Origin of the sequence: Spirulina subsalsa FACHB-351, from assembly GCF_026130165.1 — a bacterium.
In the GTDB taxonomy this organism is placed as follows: domain Bacteria; phylum Cyanobacteriota; class Cyanobacteriia; order Cyanobacteriales; family Spirulinaceae; genus Spirulina_A; species Spirulina_A subsalsa_A.
On the sequence record NZ_JAIHOM010000006.1, the window covers coordinates 18,774 to 44,965 of the forward strand.

Here is a 26,192-nt window from a genome sequence, read left to right on the forward strand (position 1 = left end):
CGGCTTCATTAGTCTGCATAACCCCACTCTCCGATAACAGTCATCAATTCATCCCACGCTGCCCTATCGGGTCAGACGTGGGGCTTCTTGTGGAAGACGCTAAAACCGGATCGTTTCAACCCGAAATTGCTATAGTGAACAGTTAAGACTGAACTAAATTTCATTCAGTTTAATCCATGACCCTATAACCCTCTGATTTCTTACTCCCACTCCAGTAAAGATGCAACGCATTGAAATACGAGCTAGTCCCTTGATTTAAAGTCAATCAGGAAATAAATTTCTTCTGTTGTACTCCTCAAAAATTCAGGATTACAGGATGTCCAATCAACCAGATAAAAACGCCCAAGCCCTTCGCATGAGTGAAAACAGACTCCGTTTAGTTACTAATGCTTTACCTGTTTGTATTTCCTACATCGATCGAGAGTTGCGCTATCAATTTGCCAACCAAACCTATCAAAAATGGTTTGGACGCTCTCCCGATGAAATTGTTAATCAATACCTCTGGGATGTTATTGGTCAAGCTGCCTATGAAAGGGTGAAATCTAAGATTGAGCGAGTGTTTCGCGGGGAAACGGTGGAATATGAAGCAGAGATGGTTTATTCTCCTCATCATGTTCGTTATGTTTCCGCTACCCTAGTCCCTGACCTAGCAGAAGATGGTCAAATCTTAGGGTATTATGCCCTAATTGAAGACCGCTCCAATCAACGCAAAACCGAAGCCGAATTAAAAGACCTCGCCCAACGAATGTTAACGGTTATTGAAACGGTGGGGGAAGGTATTACCCTCAGTAATTTAGGCGGAGAATTTATGATTCTCAATTCTAAATTAGAGCAAATTACAGGCTATAGTCGCGAAGAGGTGAGAAGTTTTGAGGATTTTTTAATTTATCTTTATCCTGATTTGCAAGAACGGCAACGAGTCGCCCAAGAAATTCAAGATGTTTTACGGGTTGGGGTGCGAGAAAATATTGAAACCCAAATTATTACTAAATCCGGTAAACGAAAAACTTTATTAGTCTCTACATCTCGCCTAGAAATTAATAATGAACCTTGGCTATTAAGTGCTTATCGAGATATTACAGAACGTCAAGTTATTGAATTACAATTACGGGATAGCGAAGCACGATTGCAAACAATTGTCAACAATACCTTTGATGGGATTTTAATTTTGGATGGTCAGGGAATTGTCCGTTTTGCTAATCCGGCTGTTACCCGTTTATTTAATAAATCGATTGAACAAATTATGGGGAGTGAATTAGGTCGTCCCATTGTAGTGGGAGGGTCGGCAGAAATTGAGCTACATTCTCCGGGTCAAGAGGTCAAATATGCAGAAATGACTGTGGCAGAAGCGCAATGGGAAGGGGAAAATGTTTACATTGTTTCCTTACGAGATATTAGTGAACGGAAACAGGCTGAACGGGCTTTACGCGAGAGTGAGGAACGGTTTCGCCGGGCTTTTCGTGACTCTGCTATTGGGATGGCTTTGGTGACAATTGAGGGGGAATTTTTGCGGGTGAATCGTTCTTTATGTGAGATTTTAGGCTATAGTGAGGCAGAGTTTAACCACTTAACATTACAGGGGATTACTCACCCTGAAGATTGGTCGATGAGTGAGCGCTATCAACAGCAAGTTATCCGGGGAGAAATTCGCTATTTTCAACAAGAAAAGCGGTATTTTAATCGGCAAGGTCAAGCGGTTTGGGTGTTGGTTTCTGCCTCTTTAGTTCGGGATAGTGAAGGTGAGCCTTTGTATCTCATTGCCCAAGTGCAAGATATTAGTGAACAACGGGCAATCGACCAGATGAAACATGAATTTATTTCCATTGTTAGTCACGAGTTACGCACTCCTTTGACGGCCATTGAGGGGGCTTTAGGTTTATTAGCAACGGGTATTTATAATAATAAACCGGAGAAAGCGCAACGAATGCTAGAAATTGCCCGGACTGATTGCGATCGCCTTGTGCGCTTGGTCAATGATATCTTGAGCTTGGAACGCTTGGACTCTGGGCAGTTTCAGTTAGAGATGGCCCCCTGTTCCGTGACCCACTTAATGGAACAGTCCGTGGAAGTGATGCAGGCGATCGCCAATACCGTCCCTATTACCCTCACAACTCGACCCATTGAAGCCCAAGTCTGGGCCGCGGCTGACTCCATTTTACAAACCCTCACCAACCTCCTCAACAATGCCATCAAATTCTCCCCTCCCCATACCACTGTCACCGTCTCAGCCCAAGATTATGGGGCCAGCATCTGTTTTTGTGTCCAAGATCAAGGTCGCGGCATCCCCCCCGACAAACTACACAGCATTTTCCGGCGTTTCCAACAAGTAGATGTGTCCGATGCCCGTCAGAAAGGAGGTACAGGACTAGGACTCGCCATCTGTCAGAAAATTATTGAACAACACGGCGGACGAATTTGGGCAGAAAGTCAATTAGGACAAGGGACTTGTTTTTATTTCACCCTGCCTAAAGCTTAACTTTTACTCTTTATTTTTGCCAATGTCAACCGCAAAAAATAACAAAATAAAGCCTTTATTTTACTCTAACTAATGAGGATTTTTTATTATTTTGTGATACCATAAAAAATACAATACATTGAAAAGTTTTTGCCATGATTGACCCCAATTTAATTGATAAAATACCTGAAGAACTTGCTGAAGTTAAACCTTTTTTAAAAAGTAACTTATTGCCTTATATCGCAATAACGTGCCAAGATCAAGGTTGGATTAGAAATGCTTCTGACCCAGATTTATTGCCACCTTGGGAGACAAAATTAGGAGGATATCCTTACTTACCCAAAGATATGGACTACCCTAAAGATGCAGAAACCGATCGGTTTTTAATGTTTTTAGGTCAGATTGATTGTGCTGACGTGCCGGAGTTACCGGGCTTTAACTTGCCGAAACAGGGACTTTTGCAATTTTACACAGGATACGTCGTCCCGATGGGAGAGTGGGAGTCAACACAACATTATATTCGCTACTTTCCAGAGTTTTCTAAAGATGAAGGAGATTTAATCACCGATTTTAGTTTTTTGGAAGAAGAACGGAGTTATAATCACTGGTATGACCATGTTTATCGCTTAAGTTTCTCGCTAGAGTCTGATGTTTTCTTAGACTACCGTAGCGGTTTTTCAGTGTTTCATCCCTTAGACGAACCCGAACATCTACCGATCTGGGAAGAATTTTATTATGAGTGGTTTTATGAACAAGACGAGTATATGGCACTCAAAGGGAATGGGAAATTAGGGGGATATCCTGAAGTTCATTCCTACGTTCCGGAGACACTAGACAAGGCAGAGGGTCAGCTTTTGTTAGAGTTAGATCATCCCGATGATGATGGGGTTTATTTCTACTTTTTTATTGACCCAGAAAAACTAAGTCAGGCTGATTTTAGTCAGGTTAGTTCTTATCTTGTAGCCGTTTGATGGGTTCTTCCTTAATACAATTTGTGAGAAACTTGTTGCAATGATTGATCCTAACTTAATTGCCAAAATACCTCAAGAATTTGCCCAAGTCAAACCTTTCTTAGAACAGAACTTACTCCCTTATATTGCCATAACCTGTGAAGAACAAGGATCCCTTGATAGTGCTTGTGACCCAGATTTATTGCTACCTTGGGAGACAAAATTAGGGGGATATCCTTATTTACCCAAAGGAATGGACTACCCCAAAGATGAAGAAACCGATCGATTTTTAATGTTTTTAGGTCAGATTGATTGTGCTGATGTGCCGGAATTGCCGGGCTTTAACTTGCCGAAACAGGGACTGTTGCAATTCTACACAGGATACATTCCCACTATGGGGGAATGGAGATCCACACAACACTATATTCGTTACTTTCCAGAAGTTTCTAAAGACGAAGGGGACTTGATTACTGATTTTAGCTTTCTAGAAGAAGAACGGAGTTATAATGAGTGGTACTATGATGTTTATCGTTTAAGGTTTTCTCTAGAAAATGACGTTTTCTTTGATTATCGAAGTTCTGCATTTAAGGTCTTTCATCCTTTAGATACACCCGAGGAGTTAAAATCGGTATGGGAAGAATTTTACTATGACTGGTTTTATGAACAAAAAGAACATATGACACTCAAAGGGAATGGGAAGTTAGGGGGATATCCTGAAGTTCACTCCTATGTGCCGGAGACACTAGAATCAGCCGAAGGTCAGCTTTTATTGGAGTTAGAGCATCCCTATGATGGAGTGTATTTCTACTTTTTTATTGACCCGCAAAAATTAACTCAGGCAGATTTTAGTGAGGTAAGTTCTTATGTCGTAGCGGGTTGAACAGTTTATATAATAGAGCCTTATTCCCCTTCTTGAGCCGAGGAAATCTATACTTAATCTATAGATTTTGCACCATGTTCCTCAAAATAAGAGAGGGTTTTGAGCAATCCAAGGGCGGCAGCATAGGATTCTTCGATCAGTTCTTGTTTTTCTTCTGGGGTATCTACGAGGTCATCGGTGGCTAATTGCAGGGTGCCTAACATTGCATTAAGACTGGTGCGAACTTCGTAGGAAAGACGGGTGCGCAGTTCGTGGGAAGCGCGGATAGAAGCGCGAATTAAAGCGGCATTGGTGGGGAGAACGACTTTTTTAGATTTTTTCTTGCCAAACTGCATGGCGTGAAGATTGGCATATTGTCCATTGAGGGCTAACAGTTCTTCGTGATCGCCAAATTCTATAATGCGACCTTTTTCCATCACGGCAATTTTATAGGCTTGTTGGACGGTGGAGAGACGGTGGGCAATCACAAGGGTGGTGCGATCGCGGCATAATTCATCAATGGCCTCCTGCACTAGCCGTTCCGAGACGGTATCTAGGGCGCTAGTGGCTTCATCTAAAATCAGAATATCGGGATCTCGTAACAGGGCCCGAGCAATGGCAATCCGTTGTCTTTGGCCTCCCGAAAGCATTACCCCGCGATCGCCAATATCCGTATCAAAGCCATTAGAGAGTTCCATAATAAAATCATAGGCGTTGGCTCGTTTAGCCGCCATGATGATTTCCTCTGGGGTCGCATCTTCTTTACCATAGGAGATATTATAGGCAATGGTGTTATTAAACAAAAACGTATCCTGACTCACCACCCCCATCGCCCGTCTCAGGTCATACATATTAAAATCTTTCAGATCAATACCATCCAAAGTAATCCGCCCTTCAATCGGGTCATAATATCGTGGTACCAAATCCACTAAAGTCGATTTTCCGGCTCCAGAAGATCCCACTAAAGCCACCGTTTTCCCCTTCGGTACCCATAAGTTAATGTCATCTAGCACCTTGTCCTGACTGCCGGGATAGGCAAAACTCACATTCTCAAAGCGAATCCCCTCTTGAATCCGATGGTAGGGCTGTTGACCATTGCTCATAATGGGCTTGTTCTTACGACTCAAGAACTGGGCAACAATTTCAGCACTGGGCGCAGCATTGGCGAAACGACTGCGATTATTATTTAACTGACCCACAACAGGAATCAGACGGAACAACGTCACCAGATAAATTAATAAAATCGTAGATAGAGATTCTAGTTGTTCGGCAAAAATATAGCGACCTAATACAACAATCGCCAAGATAGTCATAATCCCGAGGCATTCATTTAGAGGCGAAATAGCGGCAAAGGTGGCATTAGATTTTAGTTCTGCTTCTTCTCGTTCTCGGATAAACTGCTTGATGATTTTATATTCCGCTTCCTCAGTGCTAACGGTTTTAATTAACCGAATACCAGACAAGATTTCAATGAGTTTCCCGGTATATTGACCTGATTTATCTGATAAAATTTTTCCGTATTTTTTAGCACTCATAATCAAATACTGATTACTGAGAGCGACTAAACCCAATAAAACAGTGGAGATCAGAGTTAATTGCCAAGACAAGGAAACTAAAATAGCTGTAAACACTAATATTGTAATGGCTACTGTTAAGATTTCAATAGCAATTTTAATTGAGCTAATCGCTCGACCAACCTCTTGATTAATACAGTTTACAATGTCCCCTAATTTTGTTTTACTAAAGAAGTCTAAATCAATTTCTAGTAAAAGCTGAATTCCTTGTAGACGCATATTTATGATCAAGGAACGATTCAAATAAGAACCCACAATAGTGGTTAAATAAATGGCAGTATTTTTAAGTAAAATTGCCAGAAAAACCGTCCCGATCATTGCAATAAATTTAAAATCCCCGGGAAATCTTTCAAAAAATAACATCAGTTGCTGTAGGGGGGCTGGACCCCGTTGTAATAGCCCGGTTTCTTGTCCGAGGAAACCTAAGAGTAACGGGACAATCAAGGCCGTGCTAATACCGTTAAAAATAGCCCCAGAAAACCCCAAAACAACGGTAAGAACCATTAATAATGGGTATTGCAGAGCAAATTGGAGCAACAGTCGATTAGGGGTCATAAATTTAGTTTGTTCTGAATTATCAATATTAATGGCTCGGGAGCAATGGCACAAAAGCCACGATTCCTAGGGGGCAGTCAAGTCGGTGATGACATGGCTTAATACATGGGCTGTACTCTCCAAACTATAATACTGAATACACCTCTCCCTAGCACGATGACCCGCTAACTGAGCTTGATCGTAACTCGTCTGTGTGGGTTGGTTCATGGCTGAGTCATTAGATTGAGAACCCGGTGGGTTGTTACCACTGGCGTAACTCCCGTGTCAATTTTAGCCGCTAGATCGGTGAGTGAAACATTAATTTCTGGCCAAGTGCCTCCACTGCACCAATCCATCCCCCATAATAACCAAGGATCAATCTAATCGTTATGGATTAGATTGATCCTCGTGCTTGATTCAACTGGGTGAATCGCTCAAAATTGCGGTGGTTTCGACCAATTTCTCTGCCCGAGAAGTTGACCTAAACCGCTTCCTCGGAATTGGCATCCACCGCGACTTGATCAGAACTTGGGAGTTCTAAACAATAACCCGCCCCATAAACCGTTTTAATGTATTGGGGATGACGAGGGTCCGGTTCGAGTTTCGTTCTCAAATGGCGAATATGAACCCGAATGGTTTCAATATCATCATTGGGATCATATCCCCAAACTTCTTTGAGAATTTCACTGGGGGATACGGTTTGTCCGTGACGCTGGAGAAGGCAGTGTAATAACTCAAATTCCAAATGGGTGAGCTTGACGGTTTTGTTAAACCAAATCGCCTCAAATCGCTCTGGAATCAGGGTTAAAGGCCCATAATTGAGGATTTCAGAGTGTTTGGCAGCTTGAGGGATGCGGTCGGTTCGACGGAGTAAAGCCCGCACTCGTGCTAGCATTTCTTCGAGTTCAAAGGGCTTTGTCATATAGTCATCTGCACCAGCATTGAACCCACCCACTTTATCTTGAGTTTGATCTAAAGCGGTGAGCATCAGGACTGGAATATCTGCTGTCCGTTCGTCTCGACGCAACCGTTGACAAACTGTGAAGCCATCAACTTTGGGGAGCATTAAGTCCAGCATAATCAAGTCAGGTTGTAGTTGAACGGCAAGGGCCTGACCTTTTACTCCATCACTGGCTAGATTTACGTCATAGCCAGCCATTTCTAAATTAATGGAGACAAGTTCTGAAATTGCGGGATCATCGTCAATGACCAAGATTCGGGGCATGACCAGAGAGTGTTAGCTATTGCTGTATTTGTTGATTTGTTACGGTTCTCAAAGAACTGTAAGGGGTAGATTAAGAAATCTGTATTGATTATAAAGGGTAATTCTCAATTCAGTTGCACTCGGGGGAATTTTTTTGGTTGCCTTTATACAAAGGGGGGGCTTTGTCAAGGGGCGAATTGTTAAAGATTGCAACAGTTCGTTAACCCTTAGTAACTCTGGGTTTCAGGCAGGCTCAGTCCAGAAACTCAACCGGGGGAATCTGCGGAGGATTCCTCGGTTCGAGTTGTTCTTGACACCAGGAACATAATTTTGACCTTTATACTTTTATAAGATTTGTGAGAGGGTCATCCTTCTCTCTCCATATAGCTTTATTGAAATGAAGACAATTAATGATTGAATCTACTTATCAAGCGCCTTGGTATTTACGACAGGGATTAGTCCATACCCTCTGGGCGAGTCGGTGGTATGGGAGACAATGGGAGGAGCAGGGAGAACAGGCGGCTTGGCTGCGGAATTTTCCGCCCATGAATTGGCGAGAACAGGTGTTTAGGGGGGCGGATGATGTGCCGTTGTGGGGGGTGTGGAGTTGTCCCCCTCGGGCGAAGGGGACGCTGATTATCACCTATGGGATTACGGGGACAGTAGAACAGGCCTGGTATGCTCAGACCTTGGCGCGCAAGGCCTATCAACAGGGTTGGGCGGTTCTGCTGTATGATTGGCGGTTTCATGGTAAGACGGCGAAACTGTCTGGGGTGCCTTGTTCTGATGGTTGGCGGGAAGGTTGGGATCAGGTGCGACTGGCGGAACAGTTGGTGGAGTTGGGTTGTCCTCCTTTTGTGGGTTTGGTGGGGTTTTCTTTGGGGGGACAGTTGGCGTTGTGGGGTTTGAAGGCGGCTCAGTTGGACCAAAGCTCGTTAATTCGCTTTGGGGCGGTTTTATGTCCGGCGTTAGAGTCGAATCGTTCTCTGACTTGGCTACAAACGACGTGGGTGGGACGCAGGATTGAGCGGGTGTTAACCCAGGAGTTAAGGACTTTTGTGGCCGAGCAGTGTGCTTTTTACGACCGGGTAGGCGATCGCCTGCCAGAACACCTGTCGCCGGAAGTCGTGAACCGTATTGATTCCATCATGGGCTTTGATCGGGAAATTGTTATTAATTATTACGGGTTTCCCTCGGTGAGGGATTACTATGAACAAACAAGTGCTTTGTACCTGCTCGATCAAATTCAACAACCTTATTTAGTAATTTATGCGGCCGATGATCCTATGTTTGAGCCGGGTTTAGTCCCGGAGATGGAGGAGCGCATGGCAGGGCATCCGGCGGGGACATTGTTGCTCACCGCTCACGGAGGCCATCTAGGTCATCTGACCCATCCCACCAGACAAGAGGACGAGTTTTGGGGGTTGAATCGCTTGTTAGAATTTGCCCAACACCAATGGGAGCAGCAAGTTGGACAAGGAGGATCACCCTATCAGTTAACCGCCAGCACCCTGCTCTGAAGAGACGGCGCTTCATGCCTCCATCTTCAGATACCTGAACCAGCCTAAGTCCTATCAGGTCTTAGTTCGATTCCCTACTCAAGCCCTGCAAAATTCTGAAATCTCCGGCACTGATTACTGATTACTGATTACTGATTACTGAAATGTGGCATGGGCAAGTTTTACTGGCTTGAGGAAATTGAGCCAACTGAGGTGAATTTAGTCGGGGAAAAAGCCCTCGCCCTGAGTCAATTGGGACGTTTGGGCTATCCTATTGTGCCGGGTTTTGTGATTCCCTCCACGACACTCAAGGCTTTTTTAAAACGTCTCGGAGAATCGGAACCCCTGTTAGTGGATTTAGCCGATTCTTCTCTCTATGTGGATGTGGATGATTACCAAGCCTTGCAAACATTGACCCGCCATATTCGGGTGGCCATTTCAAGCACCCCTTTAGAACCGGATTGGTTAGAGGATTTGAGTCAAGAAATCAAGAAGTTGGGGACTCCGACCTTGATTATTCGTCCTTCGGTGACGCTTCCTCAAAAGCGGGAGGAACACCTACATGGGGTGTTAATGGCTCAAGTTTGTAATAATGATCCCAAGGTTTTGGAAGGGGCGATTAAGCAATTATGGGCGGATTTGTTCTCGGCGAAAAGTTTGTTCTATCGGCAACGAATGGCGATCGCACGTTTACCCATTCACTGTGCCTTATTAGTCCAACCCCTCTCCAATGTGGTAGCCTCCGGCACTCTCACCACTGATGAGCAAACCTGGTCTATCCAATCGAGTTGGGGATTAGGACAGAGTTGGGTAAGGGGAGAAGTCGATCCCGATACCTATTCCATTAAAGCCAGTCAAGGCATCTTAAGCGCTAAACACCTCGGCCATAAAACCCGAGCCTATGAGATTTTAGCCCAATCGGACGGCCGGGCTAACCCCTTAGATGTCATTGCCCTTACAGAAGCCCAACAAAATGACTATGCCTTAGACCAGCAAAACCTACAGGACTTAATTGAACTGTCTCGTCGTCTTTTGGAGGAAGGAAAACAGCATTTCTCCCTGGAATGGATTCTCTGTTCTGAGTCGGACAAGTTACAGTTATACCTGACTCAATTCACCCCAGAACGCACTCCCTATTATCGCCCTCCTCCTCTGGTAATGGAACAGTCCCCCGTTTTAGTGACAGGGATACCTGCATCTCCGGGGCGGGTGATTGCTCCGGCGATGGTGATTTTAGGGAATCAAAAACCGCGACCCCAAATTCCCCCCGGTTCTATTTTAGTGACTCAGGGGTTAACCTCAGATTGGTTGCCCCTGCTTCAGCATTCCATCGGCATTGTGCTAGAAATGGGAGGAATGACCAGTCATGGGGCCATTATGGCCCGAGAATTAGGCATTCCCGCCTTAGTGGGGGCTGCCCATGCCACCCAGCAGATTCAAACGGGAGAATTAATCCTCTTAGATGCCACTCGGGGTGAGGTGTCTCGCTATACGGGAATATCTGACCCCCTAGAGGAGCAGGAAGACCGAATGACCCCGGCACATTCCCCCTCCCCTTCTTTTGTTCCGCCCTTTCCAAGAGGAGCTAGGGGGGATACTGCCCCAGCGCCTGAAGAGTTGGACGAGGCGGAAAATGACTGGCTGGGAACGCAATTGTGGGCGAGTATCAGTCAACCGGATTTAGCTGAAGAAGTTGCACAAGGTCGGGTGGATGGGGTGGGTTTGTTGCGCGCTGAGATGATGATGCTGGGGTTGCTCCATCAAAAATCTTTAGCCCAGTGGTTGGAAGATCCCCAGGCCTTAGTGGATGGCATTCGTCAACGTTTAGAACAGTTTGCAGTGGCCTTTATGCCCCGTCCGATTTTTTACCGCACGACGGACTGGCGTTTCCCAGAATATCCGGCATTAGGGGAGAATTGGTCTGAGGGGGTAAATCCTTTAATGGGGTTACGGGGAACCTATCACTATCAATTTCATCCGGCCTTGTTTGAGGCGGAATTAAAGGCATTACAGGCGATTCAGGGACGTTATGGGAATTTTCGGGTGATTTTGCCGTTTGTGCGCAGTGTGGCGGAATTTCGGTACTGTCGCGATCGCCTGGTGGAGATGGGATTATTGCGATCGCCAACCTTCCAACTTTGGATCATGGCCGAAGTGCCGTCGGTATTATTCCTCCTACGGGACTATATTGAGGCCGGAGTCCAAGGGATTGCCATTGGCACCAATGATTTAAGCCAGTTACTGCTAGGAGTAGACCGGGAAAACCCTCCACTCGCCCGGTTTTATGATCAAGATGCCACAGCCTTAAAAAGGATGCTACAACAGTTAATCACCCAAGCCCAAACCTATCAGATTCCCTGTTCTATTTGTGGGCAAGGGGTGTTAGAAATTCCGGACTTAGTGGATCATTTAGTGGAATGGGGAGTGACCGCTATTTCCGTAGAACCCCATGCCCTAGAGTCCACTTATCAAACCCTAGCCCGGGCCGAAAAACGTTTACTCTTAGCGGCTGCCCGGTTGAAAATGGACGGGTAGGGTGTAATAGGGAATGGGCAATCTTAACTTGTCAAGGTCAGGGAATGGGAAATAGGGAATCGGGGGAGCGGGGCTTAGATCCCCTGAACAAGCAAAAGATACAGTAAGGTATTATGGGCAGAACTGAGCCCAAGTTCGCTAAACTCGACTAGATAGCCGTGATCCCTGTCGTTTCCTCACAAAACTCATGACTGAACTGTACACTGCGTTCACGCTCTTTTTGAGCTTATTGGTAGAAGCTCTACCGTTTCTGCTGTTGGGGGTTCTGCTCTCCAGTGCTTTACTTTTTTTCATCGATGAACGCCAGTTAGTGGCCAAAATGCCCCGTAATCCCTTATTAGGGGCTTTATTTGGCAGTTGTGCCGGTTTTCTATTTCCGGTCTGTGAATGTGGTAATGTTCCCGTCGCTCGTCGTCTTTTAACTCAAGGGGCCCCCACTTCAGTAGCCATTGGGTTTTTGCTAGCCGCCCCGACGATTAACCCCATTGTGATGTGGTCTACTTGGGCGGCCTTTCCCCATCAGCCGGGGATGGTATTTTGGCGAATTCTCTTCTCGTTGATTATTGCCACCATTGTGGGCTGTGTATTTAGCTTTCAGAAAGATCCCTGGCCCCTCATGCAGCCGGATTTAGCCAAGCGGGTGATGAATCAACGGGCGAATCAAACCTCAACGAGTTCGGCCCTCTGGACAAAACCGGATCCCCTGCCGACGTTATTACAATCCGGGACATTTTTATTAGGTGAGGGATCCGAACCGGTGCGCTTGGATGATGCGGCCACCGGAGCAGTTGCCTTGCCTTATCAGAAAGCCTTTCAACGCTTTTCTCGCCACAGAGTCCGCCTGTTTTTAAACAATATTGTCCAAGAAATGCGGGAACTTGGGGCAATGTTAGTCTTGGGAAGTGCCACAGCGGCCGCGATTCAGGTGTTGGCCCCTCGGGAGTTGGTGCTGAGTTTAGGTCAGGGTCCGGTGACTTCGATTTTAGCCATGATGTTATTGGCGGCGTTGGTGTCCATTTGTTCGACGGTTGACGCTTTCTTTGTTTTAGCCTTTGCTTCTACCTTTACTACGGGGTCCCTCCTAGCCTTTTTAGTCTTTGGCCCCATGATTGACATTAAAGCCATTGGCTTGATGATCTCGATTTTTAAACCCAAGGTGATCCTTTATTTATTTGCGATCGCCGCTCAACTCACCCTCATCCTTACCTTGTCTTATAGTTACTTCTTCTAACACTCATGAAGACCTTTAAACGAGTTCGCCTCCAATGGCGTTCCCATCCTCTCTGGAGTCGATACATCTCCCCTCTGGGCAAGATGTATCTTAACGTGGTTCCGTGGTTAGATATCTTAACCATGCTGGCCTGGGGGGTACTCTTCCTCAAGTATTTTGTGATTGGTCGCCTCCAACTGCTCATCCACCCCAACTATTTCGCACTGGTTTTAGTCGCAGGCATCGTCCTAGTAGTCCTCGCTGGGGTCAATACTTGGAATCAACTGGCTGAAAAACAGGGAAAAATCCCCCCCCTCACGGCCGCCGAAACCCAACACTTAACCCTCTTTCCTCCCGGTATCGGAACCGGTTTACTCTTAATTGTTGCCCTGTCGGGTTTTATTATTCCCCCCAAAATCCTCGCTAGTGATGCAGCCTTACAACGGGGGCTAAGTGAAACCCTCCCCTACACCCGCACCGAAGCCCAAACCTTTTACAGTGCCATTAAACCTGAAGAACGCTCCCTCTTAGATTGGGTGCGCACCTTTAACGCCTATCCTGAACCCGATGCCTACCGAGGACAACCCGCCAATGTAACCGGATTTGTGGTTCATTCCCCCACCCTGAGCAATGAATATATCCTAATCTCCCGTTTTGTCATCACCTGCTGCGCGGTGGATGCCTACCCCGTGGGTTTACCCGTCAAACTCCCCCCCGGCACCCCACGCTATGAACAAGATATCTGGTTAGAAATTCAAGGGGAAATGAGTACCGAAACCTTTGGCGAACACCGTCAACTGGTCATTGCGGCTAAAACCATTGAACAAATTCCCACCCCTAGTAATCCTTACGAGTTCTGAGGAGTCAATCTTATGACTATTCCCAATCGTTATCCCGTTCTTTATCCCATTGACCGCATTTCCTTGGGGTTAATGACCCTGTTTTCTGTGGTGATTGGGCTGTTAATTTTAGGCGGTAGTTTTTGTACAGGCGAGCGCTGCCTCTTTCACACTGGCCCCCGGGTGAATCAATTCTCTTGGGAAAACCGCGTGATTGACTACCGAGATCAAGCTTTTATCTTGGGGTTTAATCGCCCCATGGATCAAGAAAGTGTTGAAGAAAACATCAAGATAACCATTCCCGATCAACCTGATGTAAAGAACCCGCTGCCCGGAAAAACCAGTTGGGCCGGACGACGGATGGCCTACACCTTAGATTTTCCGGCACCCTACGGGACAAAATACCGTTTTGAACTGGAAAACGCCCAAGAACGCTTTATCAATCAACAGCAAGAGGGGGCTGCCATTCAACCTTATCAAGCCGAATTCCGTACCCCTGACCGGGCCTTGGCTTATATTGGGCTAGAAGGGGCGGAACGGGGGCGTTTGGTCATTTTTGACTTCACCACTCAAGAAAAGCGGATCATCACGCCAGAACAGTTGGTTGTCACCGAATTTAGAATTGATCGCGATCGCGCCCAGATTGTTTTTAGCGCCGTAGAACGCAATAGCACCCGAGAGGGAATTCTCGACCAACAAATCTACCGGGTGAATACCGGACTCACCCGAGAAAAATCCGGCTTTCAAACCGGAAAAGACATCGGCAAAATTGATTTAATTCTGGACAATGAGGGCTACAACAACCTCAAATTTGACCTTTCCGAAGACGGGGAACTGCTCGCAGTGCAACGAGTAAACAAAGAAGATCCCGCCGATTTTGGCCTATGGGTTATACAAGATGGCAAACAACCTAAACCCCTGAAAAATGAACCCGGTGGGTTGTTTCTGATTGCCCCAGACAATGAAACCATTGCCAGCACCCAAGGAGAAGGGATTGCCATACTTTCCTTAGAACCTGCCGCCCAACCCCTTGACTTTTTAGCCCAATTTGGCATGGTGTTAGGGTTCTCCCCCGATGGTCGATCGGCCGCTATGGTAGATTTTAATAAAAATAACCCCGATTTGCTCTATACCCGCTCTCTTTATTTGGTCAACAATCAGGGCGTGCAAGAAAAAATCTTTGATACTCAAGGCTCTATTCTCGATTGTCAGTTTCAGGCCAAAGGTGAACAGATGTTTTGTCTCATGACTAATTTAGTGGAGGATACGGAATATATAGAACAGCCTTACATTGCTATGGTCGATGTCAGAGAGAAAAAAGTCGCGCCCTTGATTACCTTGCCGAAATATCAAGACATCAACATCAGTTTAGCTCCTGATGGCTTAGGGTTACTCTTTGACCAAATCCGCACCGATCCCACCAATGAGCAAGAAAGTTTCTTAAAAACCAGTTCAGGAGAGGCGTTACTCGATGGGCAAATTTGGTTATTAATTCCCCCTCGTTCTTTACCGGAGCAGGGTCAAGGGACTTCTCCTCAGTTGGAAGAGTTGCCGTTTGTTGGTTTTCAGCCTCGATGGTTCCCCTAAAATAGGGTCTGCTGAATAACTTGGGGAGTTGGGAGCGGGGAATTGATAATTGATAATTGATAATTGACAATTGACAATTATTTCCGATTCCCGATTCCCGATTGGGCGCCCAAGCGCAACTACGAACCTGATTCCTGACTCCCGATTCCCTAATTATGGTGCTTGGCGAGCTTCCCAAAAACGGGTAAACTCCAGCGCGGGCATGGGACGGCCAAAATAATAGCCTTGGAATTTATGGCAACCTAGATTGTGTAAAAAGGTGGCTTGTTCTGCGGTTTCCACCCCTTCGGCAATGACATCTAATTGTAAACTCTGGGCTAAGGCAATGACAGAACGAACAATGGCGGTGTCGTTGCTATCTTGGGGAATTCCTCGCACAAAGGACTGATCAATTTTGAGAAAGTTTAGGGGAAAGCGTTTGAGGTAACTTAAGGAAGAATACCCGGTTCCGAAATCATCTAGGGCTACGGTTACGCCTAAATCTCGGAAACTTTGAAGGATTTTGATGGCACTTTGCACATCATTCATTAATAAACCCTCGGTGATTTCTAACTCCAAAAGATCGGGATTATGGTGGGTGTTTTCTAGGGTAGTCGCTACTAATTCCACGAGATTGGGCTGTTGGAACTGAAGGGCGGAGAGATTTACAGCTACTCGTAAACCATGTAATCCTCCTAGTTGCCAGAGGTGGTTTTGCTGACAGGCTTTTTGTAATACCCATTCGCCAATGGGGATAATTAAACCGCTCATTTCAGCGACAGGGATAAATTCACCGGGGGAAATAAAGCCTTCTTGGGGATGTCGCCAACGGAGCAAGACTTCTGCTCCCATACAGTCGCCTCCGTCGGTGTGATAGTCTATTTGGGGCTGATAAAAGAGTTCGAGTTCTTCTCGTTCTAAAGCGCTGCGCAAATCCCGTTCTAGGGCTAACCGACGGCGCAATTGTTCGGTCATTTCTGAGGAGTAAAAATGATAGTTCCCGACTCCTGCGGCTTTGGCTGAACGGAGGGCGGTGTCGGCATGGGTGAGTAAGTCTTCTGCTTGTTCTCCGTCGCTGGGATAAATAGCAATGCCTACGTTAGCTGTCGGATAGAGTTTTTCGCTTTCGAGGATAAAGGGTTCTGCTAAGAGGTTGATCAGGGTTTGGGAGTGCTGAATGACTTGTTCTATGCCTTGAATTGGACTGTAGAGAAAGCCAAATTCATCGCTGCCGACTCGTGCCATGAGATGACAGGAATCGCCTTGATCTAGACGACGGGCTATTTGCCGGAGTAACCAGTCGCCTTTGTCTTGTCCTAGGCTGTTGTTGTAGCTGGAAAAATCCTTAATATCCAGTAGAAGGATGGCGAGAATGGTGTGTTCTCGTTGAGCGAGGGCGATCGCCTCTTCTAGACGATATTGGAGAAAATCCCGGTTGGGGAGGGCGGTGAGGGGATCATAGTTTTTGAGTTGGTGGATGGATTCGTCGAGTTTGGCGATCGCATACATGGTATCACTCATCAAAATCCCCACTTCATCTTTAAACTCGGTGGGTAGGTTGGGGAGAACACTTTTTTCGAGATAATGACGGAGACTCAGGAAGGTGGCTCGAATGGGGGAGAGTAATTGTTGTAAGGTGAATAGGGTGATTCCGGTGCCGATTAAGGTGGCAATCAAGGCTACCACGAGAATCCGCACTTTGATCTCAAGGTCAATATTGGCTGAGGCGATCGCATAAAAAAACAACGTCAGTAGGGGAATATGGGTGCCAATAAAGGCCACTAACATGATTTTCCCCAAGTAACTCTGAGGGAGCTTTAAACGAGCTAGGAAAGAATAAACTTGCAACTTAGGGATCTTCCGTCCGGGGGTTTGGGTTGTCATAAGTGTTTAAAGGTAAAAATTAAACTCTCAACTCTGTCAAACTTCACTCTGACCCGTTCCACAGTTGGGAGGTCTTCTAGGAAAAAGCTTAAGACTGAATAATAACCGGGAAACCATGATTTAATAAATTTTAGTATAAAACTTGACAGATATTTTTTCATGAAACCCCCTCTAAGCCGTGGGAAAATCATGATAGGGATTGATGCCGCCCCCAATCGATTAGACCCACGTTCAGGGTGACACTGGCTCAATTTATGCCCCATCTGGGCTGATCAATTCTTGACAATTTTCACAGATGAATTTACCCACTTGGATTACAGTTTCCCGCTTGTTAGGGGTGCCGATTTTACTCTATTGGTTAGCGAATCCTACCCCCCAAAACCGTTGGCTTGCCTTGATTGTGTTCCTCATTGCGGCTGGAACCGATTGGCTTGATGGTTATTTAGCCCGTCGTCTGAATCAGGTGACAGATTTGGGCAAATTTTTAGATCCCCTCGTGGATAAGTTATTAGTGTTAGCGCCGTTATTAGCGATGATTGCTTGGGGGGTGATTCCCGCGTGGGGGGTGTTTCTGATTTTGGGGCGAGAATTGGCGATCGCAGGATGGCGCGTCAATCAAACCACCATCACGGGGGCGAATCTTTGGGGCAAACTCAAAACCGTCACCCAAATCATCGCCATTGCCCTCCTGATCTCTCCTCTGCCCTCCCCTTGGCCCGGAGTCGCCATCATTGCCTTTTGGTGTGCTGTCCTCCTCACTCTCGTTTCCGGGGGAATTTATTTTCTCAAACCAGAGGAAACTCTTGACTAGGGAATTGATAATTGATAATTGACATGAGAAACCGGGTTTTTGCTAGGGTGTATCGAGAAAACTAGACAATGAATGCAACCCGGTTTCTGGCTAAGTCAAAGTTAGTCAATGACCTTACACCCGACTCCCCTGCTCCCCTGCTCCCTAACTCCAATGAATGCCCGCCAACTCGCCTTTCTGGCCTTAAAACAAATTGACCGCCAATCCGCCTATACCGATGTTGTTTTAGATCGCACCCTACGCCAACAAAAAAGCTTAAAACCCGAAGATCGGGGCTTATTTACCGAGTTAGTCTATGGCATAGTTCGACGACAGCGCTCTCTCGATGCCCTGATTGATCAACTGGGCAAAAAAAAAGCCCGACAACAACCCCCTGATTTACGCCTCATCCTCCAGATCGGACTCTATCAACTGCGCTATCTGGATCATATTCCCCCCTCTGCGGCCGTTAACACCACCGTGGAGTTAGCGAAAACCAACAGCTTTAAACACCTCTCGGGGGTAGTCAACGGCATTTTACGGCAGTATGAACGATTAGCCCAAGAGGGGGATCCCTTAAAATTACCCCGAGATCCCATCCCACGCCTTGGATTGTTGCATAGTTTCCCCGATTGGATCATTCAATTGTGGTGGGAGGAGTGGGGAGAAGAGGAAACCGAAAAGCTTTGTATTTGGTTCAATAAGACCCCTTACTTGGATTTACGCATCAACCCCTTACAAACGACTCGGGAAGCCGTCCAAGAGGCTTTAAACGCCCAATCCTTGAATGTTTATGCTCTCTCTGGCCTCCCCCAAGGGTTACGAGTGGAGGGGAAAACGGGGCCGATTGCCCTGTTACCGGGTTATGGGGAGGGGTGGTGGACTGTGCAGGATGGTAGCGCCCAGTTGGTGGCCCACTTGCTCGATCCTCAACCGGGGGAGGTGGTGATTGATGCCTGTGCTGCCCCCGGTGGGAAAACCACCCATATCGCTGAGTTGATGGGTGATCGGGGGGAAATTTGGGCTTGCGATCGCGCCCTCAAACGTCTAAATCATATTACAGGGAATCAACAACGGCTCAAACTGCACAATATCCAAACTTGTGGGGGGGATAGTCGGCAATTTGAGCAGTTTATCGGTAAAGGCGATCGCGTCCTCCTCGATGCTCCTTGTTCCGGTTTAGGTACTCTCCACCGTCATCCCGATATTCGGTGGCGACAAACCCCCGAAAAGCTCGCCGAATTAGTGCAACTGCAACGGGAACTATTAAACCATACCGCCACTTGGGTTAAACCGGGGGGGTGTTTGGTCTATTCTACCTGTACCCTTAACCCCCAAGAAAATGAAGCCCTGGTGCAGGACTTTTTAGCCACTCACCCCCAGTGGCACCTGCAACCCCCTCCCCCCAACTTTCCTGTTCAAAATCCAGCCGGATGGGTTAAGATCCTACCGACGAAACAGGATATGGACGGCTTCTTTATGGCTAAACTTGTCCTAGAACAGTAAGAGCCATAACGGATACAGAGAAACAGGGCATGGTGAAGCGATCGCTCATAGCCTCTTCCACCGGGGTTGAAAAAGCAAAAAAAGCCTTTAAACGTAAGGGATGGACGCAAGAATATTTAGCGGCCGAAGTTGGGTTACAAACCCGTCAACCCATTTGGAAATTCTTTTCCGGTAAACCCATTTATCGCCACGTTTTCATAGAAATTTGTTTCGCCCTCGACTTAAACCCTGAAGAAATTGCCCTAGCCTCCGAAGAGAATTTAAACCAAAATACAGACCATCAAAATCTGGATCTTTGGGTGGAAAATTTGCGTCAAAGTCAAGCTAAAACCCTACAATATCAATGTGGTTTAGTGCAGATGTTAGATGTCACTCGTCCCATTGAATTAGAAGATATTTATGTAGATGTAAATATCTTGCCAGAAATTCCCCATCGACGCTGGTTAGAAATCTCTGACTTTCCCAGTGCCAGTGAGTACAGTCGGCTAGGACTGATTAAAATTCCCCAACAACGAATTCCAGTTATTACCGTTTTAGAACAATACAAACATCTCGTCATTTTAGGTCAACCGGGTGCCGGGAAAACAACCCTTTTGCAAGCCTTGGCGATCCAGTGTAATCAGGGCAGTTGGCGAAAAGATTTGCTCCCCATTTTTATCCGACTTAAAAATCTATCAGAAGATACCCTTAGACTCAACTCAAATAATTTTTTAAATGATTTATTCAGCTATTCTCCGGCTGAAAATATCGCACAACTTGAACAACTTTTACTAAAGGGCAAAGTGCTTTTATTGCTCGATGGACTCGATGAAGTCCCGGCAAAATCTCAAATCTTACTCATCCAAAAACTACAGAATTTCTTTGAAAAATACTATAACATTACCTGTTTAATTACTTGCCGACCTGCGGCCTATCAATACCGCTTGCCAAACTTTACAGAAATTGAACTAGCAGACTTTACCGACCAACAAATCTCTAGCTTTGTATCTAAATTCTTTCAAATTGTTAACCACTGTTCTCTCTTTAGTCGAACTTGTTCTAACCCTGAAATTCTGGCTCAACAGTTTTTACAACAAATTCAAAAAAACGAAAATCGCTCGATTCGAGAACTCATTAAAACGCCGATCTTACTTAACTTAAGTTGCCTTGTTTTCCAACAAAAAGCCGAATTTCCTCATAATTTAATCAAACTGTACCAACAGGGTTTAGATATATTACTTAATCGTTGGGATATTACAAGAGGGATTCAGCGAGATAGTGAACAATGCAACTTTTCTGTCCCAGAAAAACTAAGTCTATTAAGTTATTTAGCCTATGTTATGCTCAAAAAAGACCAATATTTTATTGAGCAGAAGAACCTACAAAAATATGTAATTTATTATTTAATTCATCACAAAAAAAGCCAAAAAGATAGGAATGAGCTAGAGCAATATGTTATCAAAATACTCAAAACGATTGAAAGTCAACATGGGATTTTAGTCGAACAAGCTCGGGGGATTTACTCTTTTTCCCATCTCACCTTTCAAGAGTATTTAGCCAGTCATTGGATTGCTCATCATCCCGAAACTTCCGTTTTCCAAACCCTGATTAATCATCTCTACAATCCCAATTGGCGCAATATTATCTTAATGACTTGTTCCTTGCTACCCAATAGTGAAACCTTCTTGACAGCAATTCAACAAAAAATTCAACAAGATATTGCCCAAGATTTAGAATGTGTTTTGTTTTTAAGGTGGGTACAACAACAAGCAAAACCTTGGCAAGATAGTAAAAAGTTGATTCTAGTTCAGGGAGTATTATTTAGTTTTGGAATGTTGCGCAATGTACGATTACAACAACGTAGTTTAAAAGGGTTAACTTTAGCCATTGCCTTGTTGCAAGAACTTTTATTTTGGGTTGATTTTCAGCGTATAATTACCCCATTACGGGTGGAAAATTTAGCCGAAGCTTGGTTAAAAGGACGGGAATTAGCCAACCAATGGGGTGAAAATTTACAGGTGCAACTCTCCTCTCGGAAAATTTCTTATGTGCGCGTTCAACAGAGTATGTTAAAGCGGGATTTACAAGGACTTTGTGAACTCAGTTTAGGGGGAGAGTTAGCGGTAAGTTTAAATGATCTCATCATGGACTTACCGAGTTTAGAGATGAAAACGGAACCCCTGAAAAAATGGTGGGAGACGGAAGGCAATATCTGGTTAGAAAAACTCCAGAATGTCTTATCCCAACAGGGATATGGTCAAGTATTGATGCCTTTGGGCGATCGCCAGCGACAAGCTTTGTTACAATTCTATTCGGCTCAAGTCTTACTGGTGGAGGGTTTGGAGCGGGCGATAGACCTTTCCCCCGATGTGCGATCGCACTTTGAATCAAAACTCTTTCACGTGGCTTAATTTAATTAGCCACTTCTGCCATTTCAATAACCCGTTCCTCAATATCTTTGACTAAGAAATTGATGGGTTTTTTACTACGAACTTTAAACCGTAAACGGCGAGATTGTACCCGCAAAAGAAGTGTTTCCAAACATTCCCGATCAAAACAGACATGACGCTGACGGTTTTTATGACCGTAAGTTGCCCCAGAAATCACATGAAGTTGAGTGTTTTTCTTCAGTTGATACCATAAGCCCTCACTCCCCCCCATTGTACTGGTTAAAGCACTCGGAGCAGGGGTAGCAGACAGATAAAGAGGATCTAAACTCGCCGCGCCCAAACTTTGCTCATAATTGTAATAGTAATGTAGGGGAACATCCGCCACAGGCAAATTTAATAACCCTTCGTAGAATTCCTTAGCAATTTGCAAATCCGACACCATGATTGTATGGACTTTTGGCGCACTCGACAGGAACATCCACATAGCCCCCGCATAGGCAACCAAGAGCATTACCATAATACCTTGGGTCGAAAAGAGACTGTCAAGGGCGGGTAAAAGCGCCCCAAGCACAGAAGTTGCTGACATGGTGTAGTTCAAAAACATCAATAACGTCATTTAAGCAATTGTAACGGTTTTCAGGGATCAGTGATCAGTCAACCCATCTCAATTCCCCACAGTCCACCCCCTAAAACAGTGTCTAGACATCCAGTCTCCGTTATCTGTTGTCACTCCCCTCTGCATGGGGAAAACTTGATTTTTTGTTTTGTTGGGTTTTGTTGAGTTGCGCTGTCGCTTCACCCAATCTACAAATTACTGTTGACTATTTACTATTTTGTTGGGTTGCGTTATCGCGTCACCCAAAGGATAGATTATGCTCATTCTCTATAATTTATTGTCAATTTATTGTCGTCAGGAAACCCACCCCCTAAGTACAATTCTTTAGCGTTGGTTAGTTCACATTTTGGGATGCGTTAGATTAGGGGGCTATTCATCCGGAAAAAGTCTGTATCGGTTTGAAGCCTCAATATAGAGAGTTTGCATTCAATTGATCAATTAAGGGTTAACTCACTCGATTGTATTTGTCAAGAGAGACATGACGTATTTTGGTAATTCAAATGACGTAATCTCTGAAAATCTCTGTTTAGTCGTACTGATCCCTTGACCCTTGACAAACTCATCTCACTGTAGAATTCAATTGAGTCTAAATTATGGAAGTTTTCAGATTATTTATATCGGTTTACTTCATTTCCTTTGCCTTGACAAATCTTGCCTATTTTATCACAGCTATCTTAGGTTTTGTAACGGTTCAACTCTGGCTTAAAAAACATCGAAAAAGGATCTCAAAAAAAACTTTTCTAAATCAACAAATCAAACAAGAAATGCTTCAATCTTTCCAATCAAATAGCATTTTTTCTTTATTTTGGACAATAACTTGGTTGAAAGTAACTCCCCACAATCAACTTTATTTTGACTTTGCAGAATGGGGTTGGCAATACTGGGTTTTGAGCTTCATCGTGCTGCTTATTCTACACGATACCTATGTCTATTGGGTTCATCGTTTAATGCACCACCCAAAACTGTACCGCTATTTACACCAAAAGCATCATATTTCAGTAGATGCGTCTCCTTTTTCAGGCTATTCTTTAAATCAGAGTGAAGCCATAATTCATGCTCTATTTTTTGGGGTTGTCAGCCATATTTTTCCGATTCATTGCTTGGTGATTGTTTTAATAATGGGATTTTCCATATTGGCCAACGTTATTGGACATTTAGGCTACGAAGCAATGCCTAAAAATTGGCTAAAGTTTGGCGGTTTACTGTTCAATACTACAACTCACCATGATATTCATCATCTTTATGGAGGTCGCTATAACTATGGAGTGTATTTCCGCTTCTGGGATTGGATAATGGACACAGAATCCCCGAATTACCAGCAGACCTTTGACCAAGCCACTCGTTCTATTGATTGAGACTAAAAGGAACAACAAACAACTTCAACTGTTTACTGTTGAATATGGTGCGTCAGGACTACAGTCATTCTTACTAAACTTAAGTCTCTGGGTCTGTCGTACCCTACTATTGATTACTGTCCCCCCACTCACACCGTTTTCTCTAGAATAGAACGACTCAACTCAACCAATTCCCCTTGTTCTGGCCAAAAGAGAGGGGGTAACTGGTCAAAGGTGAACCAATGGGTTTCATAATAGCGATGGGGATCGGTTGGTTTTACGTCAATTTGTTGAGTAGAAAATAGAAAATAATGGGTTACTTTCCAATCAGTTTTAGCATAATTAAAACGCTCTCGAATGCCTAATTTTGTAATGAGTTCCAGTTGAGAAAATCCCGCCTCTTCTTCGATTTCTCGCCGTGCTGCTTGTTCTAAGGTTTCTCCGGGTTCTAGATGCCCTTTGGGTAAAATATACTCACTATACTTTTCCCCCCGGACTAACGCTAGATAAACTTGCTTTCCTTCCCAACGCACAACAACACCCCCGGCTGAAATGGAGGTAGGAGCATTTTCGGTGTTTTGATACCAAGTTTGATCAATTATCATTAGGGCTGGCTGAATAGGGTTCTAATCAATGTTATACAAGACGTTCAGCCCTTTAATACCAAAAATACCCTCAAGCGTGAAACGCTGGGAGCTTTGAGGGGATTAGCTTTTAGGATGCCGGGAGGCGGAATTGAACCGCCGACACGAGGATTTTCAGTCCTCTGCTCTACCAACTGAGCTATCCTGGCGACAGGGTGTTTTTTCACTGCTTTATTAATCTAGCAAAAACCGTGAATCTTGACAAGCCCTTAACCGAAATATTTTTTCACTTGGCGGTCTTGCGTCCAGTGAGCCAATAGGTGGTCATTTTGCCTTTACCTTTGACGGCAATCAAGCCCCGTTCTTCTAGGTGATATTGGCCTTGTAGGCGTTTGTAGGTGGCGGCGGTGACTTGGATTTTACTGGGTAAACCGGAGGATTCCATGCGTGAAGCTACGTTGACGGCATCTCCCCACAGATCATAGATAAATTTGCGGGTGCCGATGACTCCGGCGACGACGGTTCCGGTGTTGATGCCGATGCGAATATGGAGGGGGATTCCTTGGCGGGTGCGGAAGGATTGGAGGGCGGTGATCATGTCGAGGGCCATTTCTGCGATCGCCTCGGCATGATCATCCCGCGCTACAGGTAAACCACTAGCGACCATGTAAGCGTCTCCAATGGTTTTGATTTTTTCCACCCCATGACGATCGGCTAATTCATCAAAGGCGGAAAAAATTTGATTGAGCAGACTAATTAACTCTAGAGGCTGCATTTGTGCCGCTAGGGTCGTAAAACCGACAATATCAGCAAATAAGATGCTGACTTCGGGGAACTGTTCGGCGAGGGTGCCTTGACATTGTTTGAGTTGTTGGACAATGGAGCGGGGGAGAACGTTGAGTAGAAGGCGTTCGGATTTGGCTTTTTCTAAGCGTAGGGCTTGTTCGGCATTAATGCGATCGCTAATATCGGTTTGCACGCCAACAAAGTGGGTTAATTCTTGTTGGGAGTTATAAATCGGGGAGATGGTTAACTCATTCCAGAAGGGGGTGCCATCCTTGCGTTGATTGAGCAGGGTGACGGTACAGTGTTTTCCGGCTTTAATCGCTTCCCGGAGTCGTTGCAATTCGTTTTGATCGGTCTGATCACATTGGAGAAAACGGCAGTTGAGGCCTAAGACTTCTTCCGCAGAATATCCGGTAATCTGTTCAAAAGCCGGATTGACGTAAATCAGGGGCATATCGGGCAAACGAGTGTTAGCAATGACAATTCCCACACTACTAGCGGCGATGGCCTGATCTCGCAGTTTGAGGGCTTCTTGCACTCCAGCCCGGTAGAGTTCGCTATTTTGCCAGTAGTTGTCTGTGACATCTTGGGCTATGCCGAAACTTTGGCCTTGTTGATAGGGGGATAAACGCCAAGATAACCAACGATAGCCGCCATTTTTAGAGAGATAGCGGTTTTGATGTTTGATCGGGCTAGAGGCGTGATGACATTGTTCTTCAATTTCTAGGGTAGCTATGAGGTCGTCGGGGTGAACAAAATCCACCCAAGGGCGCGATCGCAATTCTTCCAAACTCCAGCCGAGGATTTCTGTCCACAGGGCATTGAGGTGGGTAAAATATCCCTTGTGATGACGCACACAGAGGAGATCGGGGGAAAGGTCAAAAAATGCAGTTAAGGCCGGATCTGAATGATAAGAGTCTGGCTGATCTTCTGTCCACACAACGGTTCTCCCCTTATTCTGCAATAAGATATTCTCATAGCACCCTTGATTACTCATTATTGCAGGGCAAACGGCGATCGCAAGTCTATCAGGGGAACGAAATTCCTCTCAGAAGAGTTTCAGGAAGATTGCCCCAACCCAGTGAAAACTGTAAATTA

At 45.3% G+C, this 26,192-nt stretch carries 19 protein-coding genes and 1 tRNA gene; 12 read left to right on the forward strand and 8 right to left on the reverse strand.

Annotated elements, in window-relative coordinates:
* The first annotated feature begins 316 nt into the window (after positions 1–316).
* The 3 genes from K4A83_RS01905 to K4A83_RS01915 all read left to right on the forward strand — a co-directional run bounded on the left by K4A83_RS01905 (position 317) and on the right by K4A83_RS01915 (position 4,285).
* A complete protein-coding gene (locus K4A83_RS01905) occupies positions 317–2,476 on the forward strand; it encodes a PAS domain S-box protein (protein ID WP_265262688.1) in 2,160 nt (719 codons plus the stop codon).
* A 134-nt stretch (positions 2,477–2,610) separates the two neighbouring features.
* Entirely contained in the window at positions 2,611–3,426 is an 816-nt protein-coding gene (locus K4A83_RS01910; RefSeq protein WP_265262689.1) for a YwqG family protein, read from the forward strand.
* Between the two features lie 40 nt (positions 3,427–3,466).
* The gene (locus tag K4A83_RS01915; RefSeq protein WP_265262690.1) at positions 3,467–4,285 is read left to right on the forward strand and encodes a YwqG family protein; all 819 of its coding nucleotides are present in this window, start codon (positions 3,467–3,469) and stop codon (positions 4,283–4,285) included.
* Positions 4,286–4,338: 53 nt separating this feature from the next.
* Here the strand turns inward: K4A83_RS01915 and K4A83_RS01920 are convergent, their stop codons facing one another.
* The 3 genes from K4A83_RS01920 to K4A83_RS01930 form a co-directional block, all read right to left on the reverse strand.
* Positions 4,339–6,393, reverse strand: a complete 2,055-nt coding sequence (locus K4A83_RS01920; protein ID WP_265262691.1) for an ABC transporter ATP-binding protein — start codon at positions 6,391–6,393, stop codon at positions 4,339–4,341.
* Positions 6,394–6,459: 66 nt separating this feature from the next.
* A complete protein-coding gene (locus K4A83_RS01925) occupies positions 6,460–6,600 on the reverse strand; it encodes a hypothetical protein (RefSeq protein WP_265262692.1) in 141 nt (46 codons plus the stop codon).
* Between the two features lie 253 nt (positions 6,601–6,853).
* A complete protein-coding gene (locus tag K4A83_RS01930; RefSeq protein WP_265262693.1) occupies positions 6,854–7,597 on the reverse strand; it encodes a response regulator transcription factor in 744 nt (247 codons plus the stop codon).
* A gap of 389 nt (positions 7,598–7,986) precedes the next feature.
* On the opposite strand from K4A83_RS01930, the gene K4A83_RS01935 reads away from it, so the two are divergent.
* The 5 genes from K4A83_RS01935 to K4A83_RS01955 all read left to right on the forward strand — a co-directional run bounded on the left by K4A83_RS01935 (position 7,987) and on the right by K4A83_RS01955 (position 15,246).
* A complete protein-coding gene (locus K4A83_RS01935) occupies positions 7,987–9,096 on the forward strand; it encodes a YheT family hydrolase (protein WP_265262694.1) in 1,110 nt (369 codons plus the stop codon).
* Between the two features lie 150 nt (positions 9,097–9,246).
* A complete protein-coding gene (locus K4A83_RS01940; RefSeq protein WP_265262696.1) occupies positions 9,247–11,610 on the forward strand; it encodes a putative PEP-binding protein in 2,364 nt (787 codons plus the stop codon).
* Positions 11,611–11,797: 187 nt separating this feature from the next.
* Positions 11,798–12,841: a permease gene (locus tag K4A83_RS01945; protein WP_265262697.1), complete on the forward strand. Its 1,044-nt coding sequence runs from the start codon at positions 11,798–11,800 to the stop codon at positions 12,839–12,841.
* A gap of 5 nt (positions 12,842–12,846) precedes the next feature.
* Positions 12,847–13,680: a TIGR03943 family putative permease subunit gene (locus K4A83_RS01950; protein ID WP_265262698.1), complete on the forward strand. Its 834-nt coding sequence runs from the start codon at positions 12,847–12,849 to the stop codon at positions 13,678–13,680.
* A 12-nt stretch (positions 13,681–13,692) separates the two neighbouring features.
* Positions 13,693–15,246: an Ig-like domain-containing protein gene (locus tag K4A83_RS01955; RefSeq protein ID WP_265262699.1), complete on the forward strand. Its 1,554-nt coding sequence runs from the start codon at positions 13,693–13,695 to the stop codon at positions 15,244–15,246.
* A gap of 153 nt (positions 15,247–15,399) precedes the next feature.
* On the opposite strand, the gene K4A83_RS01960 is transcribed toward K4A83_RS01955, so the two are convergent.
* A complete protein-coding gene (locus K4A83_RS01960) occupies positions 15,400–17,109 on the reverse strand; it encodes a putative bifunctional diguanylate cyclase/phosphodiesterase (RefSeq protein WP_265262700.1) in 1,710 nt (569 codons plus the stop codon).
* 295 nt (positions 17,110–17,404) lie between these two features.
* Between K4A83_RS01960 and pgsA the strand changes: the two genes are divergently transcribed.
* From pgsA to K4A83_RS01975, 3 genes are all read left to right on the forward strand, one after another.
* A complete protein-coding gene (gene pgsA / locus K4A83_RS01965) occupies positions 17,405–17,920 on the forward strand; it encodes a CDP-diacylglycerol--glycerol-3-phosphate 3-phosphatidyltransferase (RefSeq protein WP_265262701.1) in 516 nt (171 codons plus the stop codon).
* 153 nt (positions 17,921–18,073) lie between these two features.
* Positions 18,074–19,405 (forward strand): 16S rRNA (cytosine(967)-C(5))-methyltransferase, encoded by a 1,332-nt coding sequence (locus K4A83_RS01970; RefSeq protein WP_265262702.1) that lies wholly within the window; start codon positions 18,074–18,076, stop codon positions 19,403–19,405.
* A 29-nt stretch (positions 19,406–19,434) separates the two neighbouring features.
* On the forward strand, positions 19,435–21,795 hold the full coding sequence (locus K4A83_RS01975) for an NACHT domain-containing protein (protein WP_265262703.1): 2,361 nt from the start codon (positions 19,435–19,437) through the stop codon (positions 21,793–21,795).
* Between the two features lies 1 nt (position 21,796).
* Here K4A83_RS01975 and K4A83_RS01980 read toward each other — a convergent pair whose 3' ends face one another.
* Complete coding sequence (locus K4A83_RS01980) at positions 21,797–22,390, reverse strand: glyoxalase-like domain protein (RefSeq protein ID WP_407809783.1); 594 nt, start codon at positions 22,388–22,390, stop codon at positions 21,797–21,799.
* Between the two features lie 593 nt (positions 22,391–22,983).
* On the opposite strand from K4A83_RS01980, the gene K4A83_RS01985 reads away from it, so the two are divergent.
* Positions 22,984–23,745, forward strand: coding sequence for a sterol desaturase family protein (locus K4A83_RS01985; protein ID WP_265262705.1), 762 nt, complete (start codon positions 22,984–22,986; stop codon positions 23,743–23,745).
* A gap of 128 nt (positions 23,746–23,873) precedes the next feature.
* Here K4A83_RS01985 and K4A83_RS01990 read toward each other — a convergent pair whose 3' ends face one another.
* The 3 genes from K4A83_RS01990 to K4A83_RS02000 form a co-directional block, all read right to left on the reverse strand.
* The gene (locus tag K4A83_RS01990) at positions 23,874–24,329 is read right to left on the reverse strand and encodes an NUDIX domain-containing protein (RefSeq protein ID WP_265262706.1); all 456 of its coding nucleotides are present in this window, start codon (positions 24,327–24,329) and stop codon (positions 23,874–23,876) included.
* 115 nt (positions 24,330–24,444) lie between these two features.
* Positions 24,445–24,517: transfer RNA gene (locus tag K4A83_RS01995), tRNA-Phe, on the reverse strand.
* A 77-nt stretch (positions 24,518–24,594) separates the two neighbouring features.
* Entirely contained in the window at positions 24,595–26,034 is a 1,440-nt protein-coding gene (locus K4A83_RS02000) for an adenylate/guanylate cyclase domain-containing protein (protein ID WP_265262707.1), read from the reverse strand.
* Between the last annotated feature and the right edge of the window lie 158 nt (positions 26,035–26,192).